This is a genomic window from Spiribacter roseus (genome assembly GCF_002813635.1).
Lineage (GTDB): Bacteria > Pseudomonadota > Gammaproteobacteria > Nitrococcales > Nitrococcaceae > Spiribacter > Spiribacter roseus.
Genome location: NZ_CP016382.1, coordinates 249858 through 265514, shown reverse-complemented (window position 1 = coordinate 265514; position 15657 = coordinate 249858). Strand labels below are relative to the sequence as shown.

At 69.2% G+C, this 15657-nt stretch carries 14 protein-coding genes; 8 read left to right on the top strand and 6 right to left on the bottom strand.

Features of this window, described 5'->3' with window-relative positions; translation table 11 throughout:
* The first annotated feature begins 16 nt into the window (after positions 1 to 16).
* Complete coding sequence (locus BBH56_RS01350; RefSeq protein ID WP_148121685.1) at positions 17 to 898, top strand: ATP-binding protein; 882 nt, start codon at positions 17 to 19, stop codon at positions 896 to 898.
* Between the two features lie 4 nt (positions 899 to 902).
* Here BBH56_RS01350 and purL read toward each other — a convergent pair whose 3' ends face one another.
* From purL to dapA, 3 genes are read right to left on the bottom strand one after another with little or no spacing between them, the layout of a single operon-like run.
* The gene (gene purL / locus BBH56_RS01345) at positions 903 to 4778 is read right to left on the bottom strand and encodes a phosphoribosylformylglycinamidine synthase (protein ID WP_148121684.1); all 3876 of its coding nucleotides are present in this window, start codon (positions 4776 to 4778) and stop codon (positions 903 to 905) included.
* Between the two features lie 5 nt (positions 4779 to 4783).
* Positions 4784 to 5359 (bottom strand): outer membrane protein assembly factor BamC, encoded by a 576-nt coding sequence (gene bamC, locus BBH56_RS01340; RefSeq protein WP_148121683.1) that lies wholly within the window; start codon positions 5357 to 5359, stop codon positions 4784 to 4786.
* An 8-nt stretch (positions 5360 to 5367) separates the two neighbouring features.
* Entirely contained in the window at positions 5368 to 6243 is an 876-nt protein-coding gene (gene dapA, locus BBH56_RS01335) for a 4-hydroxy-tetrahydrodipicolinate synthase (RefSeq protein ID WP_148121682.1), read from the bottom strand.
* A gap of 139 nt (positions 6244 to 6382) precedes the next feature.
* Here dapA and BBH56_RS01330 point away from each other — a divergent pair, with 139 nt between their 5' ends.
* The 3 genes from BBH56_RS01330 to BBH56_RS01320 are packed head-to-tail and all read left to right on the top strand — an operon-like array spanning position 6383 to position 8690.
* Entirely contained in the window at positions 6383 to 6916 is a 534-nt protein-coding gene (locus tag BBH56_RS01330; RefSeq protein ID WP_148121681.1) for a glycine cleavage system protein R, read from the top strand.
* A gap of 4 nt (positions 6917 to 6920) precedes the next feature.
* Positions 6921 to 7397 (top strand): peroxiredoxin, encoded by a 477-nt coding sequence (locus tag BBH56_RS01325; protein WP_110882524.1) that lies wholly within the window; start codon positions 6921 to 6923, stop codon positions 7395 to 7397.
* 12 nt (positions 7398 to 7409) lie between these two features.
* Positions 7410 to 8690 (top strand): PhoH family protein, encoded by a 1281-nt coding sequence (locus tag BBH56_RS01320; protein WP_148121680.1) that lies wholly within the window; start codon positions 7410 to 7412, stop codon positions 8688 to 8690.
* On the opposite strand, the gene BBH56_RS01315 is transcribed toward BBH56_RS01320, so the two are convergent.
* Positions 8687 to 9787: an AI-2E family transporter gene (locus BBH56_RS01315; protein WP_144347921.1), complete on the bottom strand. Its 1101-nt coding sequence runs from the start codon at positions 9785 to 9787 to the stop codon at positions 8687 to 8689. The two genes, BBH56_RS01320 and BBH56_RS01315, sit on opposite strands and share 4 nt — an antisense overlap.
* A 96-nt stretch (positions 9788 to 9883) precedes the next feature.
* Between BBH56_RS01315 and BBH56_RS01310 the strand changes: the two genes are divergently transcribed.
* Genes BBH56_RS01310 through rbsK form a run of 4 tightly spaced genes read left to right on the top strand, consistent with a single transcriptional unit; the run spans position 9884 to position 14089 of the window.
* Positions 9884 to 11350, top strand: coding sequence for a M48 family metalloprotease (locus tag BBH56_RS01310; RefSeq protein ID WP_148121679.1), 1467 nt, complete (start codon positions 9884 to 9886; stop codon positions 11348 to 11350).
* Positions 11351 to 11401: 51 nt separating this feature from the next.
* Positions 11402 to 12187, top strand: coding sequence for a poly(R)-hydroxyalkanoic acid synthase subunit PhaE (locus tag BBH56_RS01305; RefSeq protein WP_148121678.1), 786 nt, complete (start codon positions 11402 to 11404; stop codon positions 12185 to 12187).
* Between the two features lie 19 nt (positions 12188 to 12206).
* Entirely contained in the window at positions 12207 to 13157 is a 951-nt protein-coding gene (locus BBH56_RS01300) for an alpha/beta fold hydrolase (protein WP_157809043.1), read from the top strand.
* 2 nt (positions 13158 to 13159) lie between these two features.
* Positions 13160 to 14089: a ribokinase gene (rbsK, locus tag BBH56_RS01295; protein ID WP_148121676.1), complete on the top strand. Its 930-nt coding sequence runs from the start codon at positions 13160 to 13162 to the stop codon at positions 14087 to 14089.
* Positions 14090 to 14334: 245 nt separating this feature from the next.
* Here the strand turns inward: rbsK and phbB are convergent, their stop codons facing one another.
* Together phbB and phaR are read right to left on the bottom strand one after the other, a co-directional pair.
* The gene (phbB, locus tag BBH56_RS01290; RefSeq protein WP_148121675.1) at positions 14335 to 15081 is read right to left on the bottom strand and encodes an acetoacetyl-CoA reductase; all 747 of its coding nucleotides are present in this window, start codon (positions 15079 to 15081) and stop codon (positions 14335 to 14337) included.
* A 74-nt stretch (positions 15082 to 15155) separates the two neighbouring features.
* Positions 15156 to 15656: a polyhydroxyalkanoate synthesis repressor PhaR gene (gene phaR / locus BBH56_RS01285; RefSeq protein WP_148121674.1), complete on the bottom strand. Its 501-nt coding sequence runs from the start codon at positions 15654 to 15656 to the stop codon at positions 15156 to 15158.
* Position 15657: the final 1 nt, after the last annotated feature.

Here is a 15657-nt window from a genome sequence, read left to right as displayed (position 1 = left end):
AGGCTAACATAGGGGCATGGATCGACTGGACTCATTGGCCGACCGAATCGATGCCCTGCTCGACCGGCTCGAGCCGCTGCTGCCCGCGCGGACCGCGGCCATCGACTGGTCCGATCAGGTCGCGGCGCGCTGGGTGGAGGGCCCGCGCGGCGGCGGGTTCGAGCCGGTGGCCCACCGTCACCCCATCCGCCTCGATGCGCTGCAGCATATCGAGCGTGCCCGCGACGCCGCCGAGCGCAACACCCGGCAGTTCCTCGCCGGGCTGCCGGCCAACAATGTCCTGCTCTCCGGCGCCCGGGGGACGGGCAAGTCGTCACTCATCAAGGCGCTGCTCAATGAGTACGCCGCGCAGGGCCTGCGTCTGGTCGAGGTGCAGCCCGCCGACCTGATCGCCCTGCCGCGGATCATCGCCGCCCTCGACGGCCGGCCCGAGCGCTTCATCCTGTTCTGCGACGATCTCTCATTCGAGGCCGACGATCCCAGCTACAAGGCGCTCAAGGCGGCGCTCGACGGTTCGGTGGCGGCACCGCCCGACAATCTGGTCATCTACGCCACCTCAAACCGGCGTCACCTGCTGCCCGAATACTTCTCCGAGAATGAACAGGCGCGGCCGGTGGACGGCGAGATCCATCCCGGCGAGGCCGTGGAAGAAAAGATTTCCCTGTCCGAGCGTTTCGGTCTGTGGCTGTCATTCCAGCCCTTTGACCAGAACCGCTATCTGGATATCTGCGCGCTGTGGGTCGGGCGCCTGCACCCGGCGCCGGCCCCCGAGCCCGAGGCCTGGCGGGCCGATGCGCTGCGCTTTGCGCGGGCCCGCGGCTCGCGCAGTGGTCGGGTGGCCTGGCAGTTCGCCCGCGACTGGGTGGGCGCCCGCGGGCTTGCGCCACCCGGCGGTTAGGCGTTCAGTCGAGCGCCCGCCGGGCGTTGCGGAACAGCCGCATCCAGGCGCCATCCTCACCCCAGGGCGCCGGACACCACGAATGCTGGATCGAGCGGAACACCCGCTCAGGATGCGGCATCATGATCGTCACCCGGCCATCGGCATTGCACAGCCCGGTGATCCCGTCCGGCGAGCCGTTGGGATTGGCGGGATAGCGCACGGCCGGTCCGCCCCGGGCATCCACATAGCGCAGCCCCACCAGACCCGCCGCCGCGGCAGCACCCCCGGCGTTGTCGAACACCGCCCGGCCCTCGCCATGGGCCACCACGATAGGCAGGGTCGAGCCGGCCATGTCGCCCAGCATGAGTGAGGGGGACGGCAACACCTCGACCTGCGCGAGGCGCGCCTCGTACTGGCGCGAGCGATTGCCGCGAAAATCCGGCCACTGCGCCGTGCCGGGGATGATCCCGCGCAATGCCGAGAGCATCTGGCAGCCGTTGCACACCCCCAGCGCCAGGGTGTCGGGGCGCGCGAAAAAGCCGGCAAAGGCATCCCGCAGCCGCTCGTTATAGAGGATCGTGCGCGCCCAGCCCTGGCCGGCACCCAGCACATCGCCGTAGGAGAAACCGCCACAGGCCACCAGTGCCTGGCAGTCGGCGAGCCGCTCGGGGTCGGCCATCAGATCGGTGGTGTGCAGATCGACCGGTTCAAAGCCGGCGCGCTCGAAGGCCGCCGCCATTTCGATGTGGCTGTTCACCCCCTGTTCGCGGAGCACCGCCACGCGCGGCGCGGCGCCGCGCTGCACCGCCGGGGCCACCGCCTCGGCCGGATCAAAGCTTAGCTGCGCGCGCAGCCCCGGATCATCGCGCTCGGCGATGGCCGCATGGGCCTCGTCGGCGCAGTCCGGGTCATCGCGCAGCGCCTGCAGATGGTGGCTGGTCTCGTGCCAGACCTGTTCAAGATCAGCCAGCGATTCGTCCAGCACCACCGCGCCATGATGGCGGATCAGCAGATGCCCGCCGGCGGCCGGGCGGCCGATGCGATGCACCCGCGCGCCCAGCCCCGCCGCCTCGAACGCCGCCTCCACCGCCGGGCGGTCGGCATCGAGCACCTGCAGCACCACGCCCGGTTCCTCGGCAAACACGGCGGCCATGGGGTCATCCCCCAGCATCGAGACATCCACCGCCAGGCCGGTGCGTGCGGCGAAGCCCATCTCGGCCAGCGTCACCAGCAGGCCGCCGTCCGAGACGTCATGCAGTGCCTGCAGCCGCCCGGCGCCCATCAGATCCTGGACGGTGTCGAAGCCGGCCGCGAGGGCATCCGGGTCATCCAGGTCGGCGGGTTGATCGCCGATCTGGCCGTAAACCTGCGCCAGCGCCGAGCCACCCAGCCGACGGCCGCCACCCAGATCCAGCAGATACAGGTGGCTGCCAGGATCGGTGGCGAGCTGCGGGGTCAGCGCCTGACGCGCATCCGCCACCGGCGCAAACGCCGACACCACCAGGGTGAGCGGCGAGGTCACCGACCGTTCGCCGCCCTCAGCGGGCCAGACGGTCTTCATGGACAACGAATCCTTGCCCACCGGAATGGCGATGCCGAGCTGCGGGCAGAGCTCGCGGCCCACCGCCGCCACGGTGTCGTAGAGGCGGGCCGCCTCGCCCGGGTGATCACAGGCCGCCATCCAGTTCGCCGACAGGTTGACCGCGCGCAGCCGCCCGACGCCGGCGCCCATCAGGTTGGTCAGCGCCTCGGCGATGGCCATCCGGCCCGACGCCGGCGCGTCCAGCAGCGCCACGGGGCTGCGCTCGCCCATCGCCATGGCCTCGCCGCGATAGCCCTGATAATCCCCCAGCGTCAGGCCGTAATCGGCCACCGGCACCTGCCAGGGCCCCACCATCTGATCGCGTGCGGTCAGTCCGGTCACGCTGCGATCGGCGATGGTGATCAGGAATTCCTTACTCGCCACCGTGGGCAGGCGCAGCACGCGGTGGGCGGCCTCGCGGATGCTCACCCCGTCCAGCTGCAACGCCCGGCGCACCGGGGCGCGGCGTTCCACCACGCGGCGCATCTTGGGCGGTTTGCCCAGCAGCAGATCCATGGGGATATCCACCGGGGTACTGTCAAACTCGGCGTCCCCCAGCACCAGCTGGCGCTCGTCGGTGGCCTCGCCCACCTGGGCGAACGGGGCCCGCTCGCGCTCGCAGATGGCCTGAAAGGTCTCGAGACGCGCGGCATCCAGCGCCAGCACATAGCGCTCCTGGGCCTCGTTGCACCAGATCTCCAGCGGCGACAGCCCGGCCTCGGCGCAGGGGATGGTGCGCAGCTCGAGCCGCCCGCCGCGGTCGGAGTCGTCCATCAACTCGGGCAGCGCGTTGGACAGGCCCCCGGCGCCGACGTCGTGCACGGCGATGATCGGGTTGGCTTCACCCAGCCGCCAGCAGGCATCGATCACCTCCTGGCAGCGCCGCTCCATTTCGGGGTTGCTGCGCTGCACCGAGGCAAAATCCAGTGCCTCGGCGCTCTCGCCGCTCGCCACCGACGACGCCGCGCCGCCCCCCAAGCCGATCAGCATGGCCGGGCCGCCCAGCACCACCAGCGGCGATCCCTCGGGGGCGATGCCCTTGTCCACCTGCTCGGGGGCGATGGCCCCCATGCCGCCGGCGATCATCACCGGCTTGTGATAGCCCCGGACCTCGTCGCCGTCCGGCCCGGGCTGGGCCTGCTCGTAGCTGCGGAAGTAGCCACACAGCTGCGGGCGGCCGAACTCGTTGCCGTAGCGCGCCGCACCGATGGGCCCGTCCAGCATGATTTCAAGCGCCGAGGCCAGACGCGCCGGCCGCCCATGGTCCACCTCCCAGGGCTGTTCCGCCCCCGGAATGCGCAGATTGGACACCGAAAACCCCGCCAGACCCGCCTTGGTGCGGGCGCCCCGGCCGGTGGCCGCCTCGTCGCGGATTTCGCCGCCCACCCCGGTGGCGGCGCCGGCGAACGGCGAGATGGCGGTGGGATGATTATGGGTCTCGACCTTCATGACCAGATGCGCCGAGGCGTGGTGATGCCGGTAATGGCCATCCGGCCCCGGGTAGAAGCGATCCACCGGCGCGCTTTCGATCACCGCGGCGTTGTCGCTGTAGGCCGACAGCACTCCCTCGGGGCGCATGGCGTGGGTGTGGCGGATCATCGCGAACAGCGATGCGTCCATGGCCACCCCGTCGATCACCCAGTCGGCATTGAAAATCTTGTGCCGGCAATGCTCGGAATTGGCCTGGGCGAACATCATCAGCTCGACGTCGGTGGGATTGCGCCCCAGGGCCTGATAGTTCTCGAGCAGGTAGTCACGCTCATCGGCGGACAGGGCCAGGCCCAGATCGCGGTCGGCGGCGGCCAGGGCGTCGGCGCCGCCGCCGCGCACATCGATCCACTCGAGCGCCCGGGCGGGATGGGTCGCGAACAGGCCCTCGGCGTCATCCAGGGTGGTCAGCACCGACTCGGTCATGCGGTCGTGCAGGGCGGCCTGCAGGGCGGGCCGGCGCCGCAGGTCCAGCGCCGAGCCGGCGGCATCGACGGCGCGATAGGCGAGGCCCCGCTCGAGCCGCACCACCGCATTCAGTCCGCAGTGCTCGGCGATATCGCCGGCCTTGCTCGCCCATGGCGAGAGGGTGCCCAGGCGCGGCACCACCAGCAGTTCCACCGGTTCGGCGCCCGCCTCGATCGGCTCGGCATCCAGCAGGGTGGCCAGCCGCTCGGCCTCGGCCGCGGTCAGGGCCCGTTCGGTGTCAACGAAATAGACCGCCAGCGCGTAGAGCTCGCGTATCACCGGCTCGGCGGCACGGGCCCGCTGGCACTGACGGGCATCGGTCACCGACGCCCAACCGGCTTGACTGACCAGGATCTGCATCAGGCTCAGGGCTTGAGCTGTTCGGCCAGCACGGCCAGGACCTGTCGGGCCGCGCCCGGGGCGGCCGGATTGCCGCTGTCGTCCTGCACCGTCACGCGGGCCCCCGTGCCGCGCTCGGTGACCACCACTTCATACGGCTGCAGCGAGCCTTCGGGCTTTTCACGCCAGAACGCCAGCGAGTCCAGCAGGCCCGCGTCGCCATCATTCTCCACTTCCGAGGCCACGGAGCCGTCGTAGCGGATGCGGTGGGTATGCCGGTCGCGATCGGAGCCCAGCAGCTCAAAACCCACCCGATCGATGGCACGACCGGTCACCGCCCAGGCCGCGTTCAACGGCAGGCCCAGATCCAGCACCGGCTGACCGTCCAGCGTTCGCACCGCACTGCGCTCAGGCGTCGCCGCCTCCCGGCCGTCGGCATCGGCCCGGGCATCCGCATCGGCCGACCCGTCACCGGCGGCCGGTCGCGCGTCGGCCAGCACGTCCGGAGGCTGACGCAGGGCCTCGGCGCGGCGTTCCGCCTCGTCCGGGGGGCCACTCATCAATCCGCAGCCGGTCAGCGCCAGCGCCAGCAGTCCCGCCATGATCCGCCTCATCGGGCATCCGCCAGTTTCAGGGCCTGGCGCACCGTCTCGTGATACGGCGCGGACAGCGGTGTCATCGGCAGTCGCATGCCGTCCTCGATGAGCCCCATTTCGTGCAGCGCCCATTTGACCGGGATGGGATTGGTCTCAAGGAAAAGCGCGTTATGCAACGCCGCCAGCCGCGCGTCCAGCGCCTCGGCCCGCGGCTGATCGCCGGCCAGCGCCGCCGCGCACATCTGATGCATCAGCGCCGGGGCGACATTCGCGGTCACCGACACGCAGCCCCGGGCGCCGGCATTCATCAGCGCCAGGTTGCGGGCATCCTCGCCGCAGTACAGGTCAATGCGATCGCCACAGCGCTCGATCACCTCCTCGGCACGCTCAAGGCTGCCGGAGGCCTCCTTGATGGCGACGATGTTGGGGATGTCGGCGAGCCGGTCGACGGTCTCGGGCAGCAGGTCGACCCCGGTGCGGCCCGGCACGTTGTAGAGGATCTGCGGGATCGGCACCCGGTCGGCGATGTGCCGGAAGTGCTGATAGAGCCCTTCCTGGGTGGGCTTGTTGTAGTAGGGGGTGACCAGCAGCGCGGCCGCGCAGCCCACCTCGAGGGCGCGGCGCGCCAGCGCTTCGGCCTCCCAGGTGCTGTTGGCGCCGCAGCCACCCATCACCGTGATCCGGCCGCGGGCGATCTCCACCGTGCGGCGCATGACATGATGATGCTCATCATGATCGAGGGTGGCCGACTCGCCGGTGGTGCCCACCGCGACGATGGCATCGGTGCCCCGATCGATATGAAACTCCACCAACCGCTCGAGGCCTGCCTCGTCCAGGGCCCCGTCAGTGTGCATGGGGGTTGCCATCGCAACCATGCTGCCCTGGAACATCGCCAAAATCCCCGCCGCTGCCACAATGCGAGGATGTTAGCCGCGCACTCCCGGACTGACAAGCCGCCGGGCGGCACTGACGTGGTACACTGCGGCGCTTCGATCACGGGGCTTCAAGCGGGCAGTATCGGGCAGCGGCATGCACAAAAACTACCTCGTCGTTTCCGCCCTGGGCGAAGACCGCCCCGGGCTGGTGGAGGCCGTCTCGGCCCTCATCCGCGATACCGGCTGCAGCATCGGCGACAGCCGCATGAGCGTGCTCGGCGGCGACTTCGCGATGATCCTGACGGTGGAAGGCCGCTGGAACGAGCTGGCCAAGCTCGAGTCATCGCTGCCCGCCGCCGGCCGCCGGCTGGACCTGGATGTGCAGGTGCGTCGCACCCGCCCACCCCAGCCCACCGCCAATGTCATGCCCTACAGCGTCGAGGTGGTCTGCGTGGATCATGCCGGCATCGTCCATCAGCTCGGGCATTTCTTCGCCAGTCGCGAGATCAATGTCCGCGACCTGACCACGACCACCTATGCCGCGGCCCATACCCGAACGCCCATGTTCCAGCTGCAGATGACCATCGACGTCGCCGCCTCGCTGCATATCGCGCGGCTGCGTGAGGAGTTTATGGACTTCTGCGACCAGCTCAACCTCGACGCCATCATCGAACCCCTGAGGCACTGACGCCATGACCGAGATCCTGCTCAATCAACCGGTTGCCGATTTCGAACGGCCCACCGACCGTGGTGACACCTGGCGGCTCGCCGACCAGCGCGGCGGCTGGGTGGTGCTGTACTTCTTCCCCAAGGCGAGCACGCCGGGCTGCACGGTGGAAAGCGAGGCCTTCCGCGACCTCGACCCGCGCTTCAACGCCCTCAACGCGCAGGTGGCCGGCATTTCCCGGGACGGCCCGCGGGCGCTTGCCAACTTCCGGGCCAAGTACGACTTCCCGTTCGTGCTGCTCAGCGACAAGGATGAAACCGTCTGCAACCAGTTCGCTGTCATGCGCGACAAGGTGATGTTCGGCAAGCCCGCCCGCGGGATCGAGCGCAGCACCTTTCTGATCGACCCCGAGGGCGTGCTGCGCGAGGAATGGCGCAAGGTGAGCGTCGAGGGTCACGCCGAGGCGGTCCTCGAGGCCCTGCGCGCCCACAGCGGCGGCTAGGCACACCGGCATATGCATCAAGCCTGCCTGCTCGACACCTCCGTGCTGCTCCACGACCCGGCGGCGCTGTTCCGTTTCGAGTCGCGCGATATCTATCTGCCGCTCGCCGTGCTGCACGGCCTGGATGCCGCGCGCCATGGCAACAGTGAGGAGGCGCGCAACGCCCTGCAGGCGGCCCGTTTCCTCGACGAGCGGCTCGCGGGTGTCGCCCCCCGGTCGCTGGCCGACGGGCTGCCACTGGGCGAGGGGCTGGGGCGGCTTTACTTTCTGACCGACACCGAGGCCGGTCAGGCCCCGCCGGTGCTCGCCGCCGCGCAGACCCTGGCACGCACCCACCCCGACATGCAGCTCACGGTGGTGGCCCGCGACATCAACCTGCGCATCCAGGCCAGTGTGCTGGGGCTCGAGGCCAGTGACCATGAGAGCGAGGCGCGCCTCGACGACCCGGACCTGCTGCCCGACGGCATGCACACCCTGCCGCCCGGCACCCCGGCCGCCACCGAGCCCCCCGCGACGGCCACGGCCAATGAGTTCCTGCTTGGCGACGAGCAGGCCTGGCGCCTTGTGCCCGGCGCCAGCGGCGCGCTCGAGCCAACGCCGGTGGTCGACTACCGCCCCGGGGGCGAGTCAGTGTGGGGCATTCATGCCCGCAATCGCCAGCAGGCACTGGCCCTCGACCTGCTGCTCGACCCCGAAGTCGATCTGGTGACGCTGCTGGGGCCGGCGGGCACCGGCAAGACCCTGCTCACCCTGGCGGCGGGCCTGACCCAGACCCTTGAGACCGACCGCTACGATGAAATCCTCATGACCCGCGCGACGGTGGCCATTGGTGAAGAGATCGGCTATCTGCCCGGCACCGAGGAAGAGAAGATGTCACCGTGGATGGGGGCGCTGATGGACAACCTCGAGGTGCTGAGCGCGCCGTCCCGGGGGGCCGGTGGCGGCAATCGCTGGGGCCAGGCCGCCACCCAGGACCTGCTCCATAGCCGTATCCGCATCCGCTCACTCAATTTCATGCGCGGGCGCACCCTGCTCAACCGGTTCATGGTGCTCGATGAGGCGCAGAACCTGACCCCGCAGCAGATGCGCACGCTGATCACCCGGGCCGGGCCCGGCACCAAGATCGTCTGCCTCGGCAACATCGGCCAGATCGACACGCCCTGGCTGACCCCCACCACCTCGGGACTGACCTATCTGGTGCGGCGCTTTCGGGACTGGCCCCACGGCGGTCATCTGACCCTGACCCGGGGCGAGCGCTCGCGCCTCGCCGCCTACGCCAGCGACGTCCTCTAGCCGGCGGCATCCGCCTCGCCCGCCCCGTCTTCGCCGTCCTCATCCTCGATGCTGACCCGCGGCCAGGCATTGATCACCGCCTGGATGAGATTGGCCAGCGGAATCGCGAAGAACACCCCCCAGAACCCCCAGATGCCGCCAAAGATCAGGATGGCGATGATGATGGCCACCGGGTGCAGGTTGACCGCCTCGGAGAACAGCAGCGGCACCAGCACATTGGCATCGATGGCCTGGATGATGGCGTAGGCGATGAGCACCCACATGAACTCGCTGCTGGCCCCGAACTGGAAATAGGCGACGATGGCGATGGGCAGCGTCACGACGATGGCACCCACATAGGGAATGATCACCGACAGCCCCACCATCAGCGCCAGCAGCATGGCGAAGTCGAGCCCCAGGGCGAGAAAGGTCAGGTAGCTGCCCACCCAGACGATGGCCACCTCGACGAACTTGCCACGCACATAGTTGCCGATCTGCAGATCCACCTCGTGCCACACCGAGGCCACCAGGCCGTAATGGCGCGGCAAAAAGCGCACCGTCCAGCCCAGGATCCGCGACTTGTCCCACAGGAAAAAGAAGATCAGCACCGGCAGCAGCACCGCGTAGACCATGATCGTGACCACCATCACCACCGAGGCCAGCGACAGCGACGAGGCCAGGCTGCGGGCGTAGCCAATGGCCTCGCGGCGGATGGTATCCAGCAGCGCCGCGACCTGGTCGGCCGAAAAGTAGGCGGGATAGCGCTCGGGCAGCTGCAGCAGGGCCTGCTGACCCTGCTCGAGCATGGCCGGGAGGTTTTCCACCAGCTGAATGACCTGGTTGACGATGGTCGGCAGCAGCGCCAGCAGCCCCGCCACCAGACACAGCAGAAAGAGCAGATAGACGATCAGCACGGCCGGCCCGCGCGGGACGTGATAGCGGGTCAGGGTGCGGACGATGCCCTCAAGCAGATAGGCCAGCACGATCGAGGCGAACACCGGCACCAGCATGCTGCCCAGAAACGTCACCACGGCGACGCCGATCAGCAGTATCACGGTCAGTCCCACCACCTGCGGATTGCTCAGGTGGCGGTTGAGCCATTGGCGGATGGGGTACATGGGCGTCGACAAGGCAACCTCCTGCAGCCGGGTTATACTGTCCCACAAACGGCGCGACGGTGGAACGTGCCGGTCAGGGCATCGGTCCATGGAGACATGATGAGAGACACACTGGCGGTGGGCATTCGGGTAACGCTGGGCGCGCTCGCGCTGGCGGCGGCGGTGGCGCTGGCGGGACCGGCGGCGAAGGCGCAGGCCGACAACCTCGACCTGTCGCTGCCCGATCTCGGCAACCCGTCCAGCCAGGCGCTGCCGGCGGGTGAAGCGGCGCGGATCGGCCAGGAGATGATGCGCGAGATCCGCCGGGAGGTGGACGGGCTCGACGACCCCGCGGTCAATGCCTACATCCGTGATCTGGGGGCGCGCATCACCACCGCCACCGACACCCCGGCGGCCGACTACCGGTTTTTCGTCATCAACGACCCGCGCATCAACGCCTTTGCCATGCCGGGCGGATTCATCGGCGTGCATACCGGCCTGATCAGCGCCGCGCGCAATGAAAGCGAACTGGGATCGGTGATCGCCCATGAGCTGGCCCATGTCACCCAGCGCCACATCGCCCGGCGCATCGCCGCGGCCGAGCAAACCAGTCTGCGCACGGCCGCCATGGTGCTCGCCGGGCTGGTGATCGGCTCGCAGAATCCGCAGGCGGGCGCGGCGGCGGTCACCACCGGAATGGCATCGGGCATCGACAGCCAGCTGGCCTACTCCCGCGATCACGAACGCGAGGCGGATCGCACCGGCATGCGCATCCTGACCCGGGCCAACCTCGAGCCCATGGGCATGGCCGACTTCTTTGAAGTGCTGCAGGCCGACAATCGCTATCGAAGCCGCGCACCGGCGTTTCTGAGCACCCATCCGCTGACCCGGGCCCGGATCGCCGAAGTGCGCTCGATGGCCCGTGATCTGCAGCCCGACTCGGTGTTCGAGAGCCCGGATTTTGGCTACATCCGCGCCCGGGTCGAGGTAGCCACCGCGGATCAGCCGGACGCGGCCCTTGAGGCCTTCCGCGCCCGCATCGAATCGGGGGATGACAGCCACCCGCAGCGCTATGGCCGGGCCGTGGCACTGATTGCCGACGGCCAGCCGGCGGCCGCCACCCGGCGGCTCGAGGCGCTGCTCGATGACGCCGGCGCCCATGACCTGCTGTACCTGGCGCTGGCCGAGGCCGCCCTCGAAGCCGATCGGACCGACGCCGCGCTGGGGCGCATCGATGACGGGCTGAGCCTGTTCCCGGACAGCGTCGGCCTGCGGGTGACCCGCATCGAGGCGCTGCTGCAGGCGGATCGGGCCCAGGACGCGCTGGCCGCCACCCGCCGCCTGACCCATGACCAGCCCGATGCCCCGGGGATCTGGGCGCTGCATGCCCGCGCCGCCAGCGCCGCCTCGGACCCCGATGAATCGGCACTGGCGATGGCCCACCACTATGCCGTGCAGGGTGATCTGCGCGCCGGGCTCTCGCAGCTGCGGCGGGTCAGCGACATCAGCGCCACCGCCGGGCAACGATCCCGCGCCGATGCGCTGCGCAGCCGCTGGGAGGCACAGCTCGACAGCGCCGGCTGAGCACCCCACGGGGCGCAGTGTTAGCATGCTCCCATCCAATCGGAGGGGGTCATGGTCAGCGACGGATCAAAGCGGCAGGACGGCACCGATCAGGGTGACTGGGCGGCGTGGCTGGGGGCGTTTTCCCCGCAGTCGGATCCGCTGGGCGTGCAGGCGCTGCTGATTCGCAGTGCCGACGCGCTGGGGCAGGCCCGTACACCGGCCGACGCGCTCCGCGCCCTCGGCGATGCCATTGCCGCCGAGCGCGAATACCGGCAGCGGCAGGGCGATCAGCTCGATACGCTGCTCGAGCAGTGGTCCACCACCCTGCAGGCCATCGCCCCGGCATTCCCCGACCATCGGCCCACGGACACCCCCAGTCTGGGCCCCTATCCCCGCCGTCAGGACCAGCTGCGGGCGCTGGGCGAACAGATCGATACCTATCAGGCGGCACTGGCCGATCATCTGGACGGCGTCACCGACCTGGCCGAGGCCTGTCTGAACGACCTGCGCGCCGAGCTCAACGCCGCCGACGCCCCGCCGCCGGACCCTGGCGCGCTGGCCGAGCGCTGGGCCGCCATTGCCGAGCCCCGCTACGAGGCCTGGCTCGCCCGGCCCGATACTGAGCGGCGCATCGCCGCACTGGTCAACGCCTGGAGCGCGCTCCAGACCACCCTGCGGGCCCTTGCCGACGATCTCCTCGAAGGCCTCGGCCTGCCCTCGGCCCGCGGCATGGATGACCTGGCGGCCGAGCTGCAGCGCCAGCGCCGGCGCCAGCGCCGCGAGACCGCAGCACTGCGGGCCGAGATCGCGGCGCTGCGGGCGCAGCTGCACGGCGACGGTGAATCGGCCCGCTAGCGCCGGGGCAGCGACCGCCATGGCCGAGACCGATCCCATCACCCCCAGCGCGGTCGTCACCGAGACGGACAACGCCACGCTGCACCGCTATGGCACGCCCGACGATCCGCCCCTGCTGATCATCTACTCGCTGGTCAACCGCCCGGCGATCCTTGATCTGAGCCCCGAGCGATCGGTGATCGCCCGGCTGCTCGCCGGCGGCTTCTGCGTGTACCTGCTGGCCTGGCACCCACCCGGCGCGGCGCGGCGCTATCTGGGGCTGGCCGACTATGTGCTCGGTGACATCACCGATGCCGTCGACTGGGTGGCCGATCGGCACGCCATGCCCCCGCATCTGCTGGGTGTGTGCCAGGGCGGGGTGCTGGCGCTCTGCCAGACGGCGCTGCGCCCGCGGCAGATCCGCAGCCTGACCACCCTGGCCACGCCCATTGCCACCGACAGCCCCGATGACGCACTGGCGCGGCTGGCGCGGGGCATCGACTTTGATGCTCTGGTCACGGCCACCGGCAATGTCACCGGCGAAGGGCTGGCCACGGTGTTCGCCAGCCTCAAGCCATTCGCCCTGGGCCCACGGCGCTACAACGGCCTGGCGGCCCTGGCGGATGCCGATGCGGCGGCACGCGATGCGTTCCTGCGCATGGAGCGCTGGATGTACGACGGGCCCGATCTGGCCGGCCGGGCGTTCGCCGAGTTCGCCCGCGAGATCTATCAGAACAACGCGCTGATCCGCGATACGCTCACCCTCGACGGCCAGCCGGTGCGCCTGGCGGCCATCGACACGCCGGTGTTCAACGCCTGGGCCGAGGATGACCATCTGGTCCCACCGGCCACCGCCCGCGCCCTCGCCGCGCACCTCGGTGGCGACTGCGCCGAGCACGGCCTGCCCGGCGGGCATCTCGGGCTTTTCATCGGGGGGCGCGCGCACAAGCAGCTCTACCCCGCCCTACTCGACTGGCTGAGGAGCCACTGACCATGTCCCGTGTCACCGTTCTGGGCCTTTTCTGCGCCGATCTGATCACCCGCACGACCCGTCTGCCGGTCTGGGGCGAAACCCTGCATGGCCGGGGCTTTCGCCTGATGGCCGGCGGCAAGGGCTCGAACCAGGCCGTCGCCGCCGCTCAGCAGGGCGCGGCGGTCACGTTCATCTCGCGTCTGGGGGATGACGCCTTCGCCCCCATCGCCCGCACCCTCTACGAATCCGTCGGCATCGACACACACCATGTCGGCACCGATGCCGAGCTCAACACCGGCACGGCCACCATCCTGGTGGATGATGACCGGGGCGATAACGCCATCGTCATCGACCCGGGTGCGTGCGCGAATCTGACCACCGGGCATGTCAGCGCGGCCGAATCGGCGATCGCCGGCTCGGCCGTGTTCGTCTGCCAGCTCGAACTGCCCCTGGCGGTCAGCGAGCACGGGATCCGTCTGGCGCAGCGCCACGGCGTGCCGGTCATCCTCAACCCGGCGCCGGCCTGCGCACTGCCGGCGGCGATCTACTCAGCCATCGACTACCTCACGCCCAACGAATCGGAGGCCGCCGAACTCGTGGGCCATCCGGTTGAAACCGATGCCCAGGTCGCCCGCGCCGCCGCCACGCTGCGGCAATGGGGCACGCGCAACGTGCTCATCACGCTGGGCGAGCGCGGCGTGTATATCGACAGTGATGCCTTTCAGGGGATGATTCCGGCGATCAATGCGGGGCCGGTGGTGGACACCATCGGCGCCGGCGATGCCTTTAACGGCGCCCTGGCCGCCGCACTGGCGGAGGGCCGCGATCTGCCCGCCGCCGCGCGCCGGGCCTGTGCCACTGCGGGCCTGTCGGTGACCCGGGCCGGCGCCGCCGCGTCACTGCCGGGCCGGGCTGCCGTGGATGCGCAGCTTGCCGGTGCGGCCGAATGAAGCGATCGCAGTCGTGCGGCGCAACAACGAAAGTGCTTGCGTTGCGCCAGACGGCCCATTAACGTCGTGAATCACAACGATAAAGCGCCAAGAGGAGGAGCCGGCGGACTCCACCGATGATCAAGCATCAGAAAAGGTGGAGGGGCCACGGATAAAGCACCCCGTCATGAGGGTGCATTTTCCTCGGGAGACATCGTCTCCCCTTTTTTCGGCGCCGCGTGCTGCAGCGCAACACGCCCCCTCGATTAAAAGCTACAGAACAGCGCGCCGTTCACCGGCAGGTTCGCGCCATTGATGTAGCCCGCCTCATCCGCCGTCAGAAAGCCCACCGCACGGGCGATATCCTCGGGCTGGCCCATGTCGCCGGCGGGGATCTGGGCGACGATGGCGTCGCGCACCTTATCGGGCATGGCATCGGTCATGCTGGTCTTCACATACCCGGGCGAAACCGTATTGGCCGTCACGCCCTTGGCCGCGCCCTCCTTGGCCAGGGCCATGGTAAAGCCGTGCATGCCCGCCTTGGCGGCGGAATAGTTGGTCTGGCCGAACTGACCGGTCTGGCCATTGACCGACGAGATGTTCACCACGCGGCCAAAGCCCTGGTCGCGCATGCCGGCGACGAACTGATGGGTGACGTTGAAAACGCCGCTCAGGTTGATGTCGATGACCTTGTCCCAGGCATCGGCGCTCATCTTGTGCAGGAAGCCGTCACTGGTGATGCCGGCGACGTTGACCAGGATGTCGACGCCCCCGAAGCGCTCGCGCACCTCGTCGGCCATGGCCACACAGGCGGCATGGTCACTGACATCGCACTTGACCCAGTCCGCCTCGATGCCTTCACCGCGCATCATCTCGATCCAGGCTTCGATGCCCTCGGCCTCGGGATCCACACAGGTGGTGACGATGCGCCGGCCATCCGCGGCCAGCTGCCGACAGATGGCCGTGCCGATTCCGCCGGCGCCCCCGGTTACCAGTGCCAATCGCTGCGTCATGATGATGCTCCTTGTCAGTTGTGCGTCGCACAAAAAATGTTGCGGAGCATCATAGAAACGAAGCGATCAGACTGTCAACGCTCGTCCTCGCGGTCGTCCCCGGCGGACTCGTCATCGCTGGATGACGGCGGCGCCTGATCGCGACGATACCGGTCCATCGCCTGCTGCCACATCGACAGGTTCTGCTCGGTGATCTGCGAGAGCATGCTCACCGGGTTGCTGGCATCCATGAACGTCCGGGCCCGCTCGCGCAGGGCACTCTGCTGATCGGCCCACAGGGCCATGCTCTTTTCGAGATAGCTGGTGAGCAGGCTCTGCATGTTGCCGCCATAGGCACGGATGATCTGCGCGAGCAGATCGCTGGAGAAGATCGGCTCGCCGCCCTCCTCCTCCTCGCTGATGATCTGCAGCAGGATGGTGCGGGTCAGATCAGCCCCCGATTTGGCATCGGTGACCTCGAAGTCCACCCCATCGAGCACCAGCCCCTTGACGTCCTCCAGCGTGACGTAGCTGCTGATGGCGGTGTCGTAGAGCCGCCGATTGGGGTATTTCTTGATCAGGCGCTTGTCCGTCATC

What these genes read in the sequence shown, in the direction of transcription:
- BBH56_RS01350 (WP_148121685.1), top strand. Translation starts at nt 17, where the DNA reads ATGGATCGACTGGACTCATTGGCCGACCGAATCGATGCCCTGCTCGAC.
- purL (WP_148121684.1), bottom strand. Translation starts at nt 4,778, where the DNA reads ATGCAGATCCTGGTCAGTCAAGCCGGTTGGGCGTCGGTGACCGATGCC.
- bamC (WP_148121683.1), bottom strand. Translation starts at nt 5,359, where the DNA reads ATGGCGGGACTGCTGGCGCTGGCGCTGACCGGCTGCGGATTGATGAGT.
- dapA (WP_148121682.1), bottom strand. Translation starts at nt 6,243, where the DNA reads ATGTTCCAGGGCAGCATGGTTGCGATGGCAACCCCCATGCACACTGAC.
- BBH56_RS01330 (WP_148121681.1), top strand. Translation starts at nt 6,383, where the DNA reads ATGCACAAAAACTACCTCGTCGTTTCCGCCCTGGGCGAAGACCGCCCC.
- BBH56_RS01325 (WP_110882524.1), top strand. Translation starts at nt 6,921, where the DNA reads ATGACCGAGATCCTGCTCAATCAACCGGTTGCCGATTTCGAACGGCCC.
- BBH56_RS01320 (WP_148121680.1), top strand. Translation starts at nt 7,410, where the DNA reads ATGCATCAAGCCTGCCTGCTCGACACCTCCGTGCTGCTCCACGACCCG.
- BBH56_RS01315 (WP_144347921.1), bottom strand. Translation starts at nt 9,787, where the DNA reads ATGTACCCCATCCGCCAATGGCTCAACCGCCACCTGAGCAATCCGCAG.
- BBH56_RS01310 (WP_148121679.1), top strand. Translation starts at nt 9,884, where the DNA reads ATGATGAGAGACACACTGGCGGTGGGCATTCGGGTAACGCTGGGCGCG.
- BBH56_RS01305 (WP_148121678.1), top strand. Translation starts at nt 11,402, where the DNA reads ATGGTCAGCGACGGATCAAAGCGGCAGGACGGCACCGATCAGGGTGAC.
- BBH56_RS01300 (WP_157809043.1), top strand. Translation starts at nt 12,207, where the DNA reads ATGGCCGAGACCGATCCCATCACCCCCAGCGCGGTCGTCACCGAGACG.
- rbsK (WP_148121676.1), top strand. Translation starts at nt 13,160, where the DNA reads ATGTCCCGTGTCACCGTTCTGGGCCTTTTCTGCGCCGATCTGATCACC.
- phbB (WP_148121675.1), bottom strand. Translation starts at nt 15,081, where the DNA reads ATGACGCAGCGATTGGCACTGGTAACCGGGGGCGCCGGCGGAATCGGC.
- phaR (WP_148121674.1), bottom strand. Translation starts at nt 15,656, where the DNA reads ATGACGGACAAGCGCCTGATCAAGAAATACCCCAATCGGCGGCTCTAC.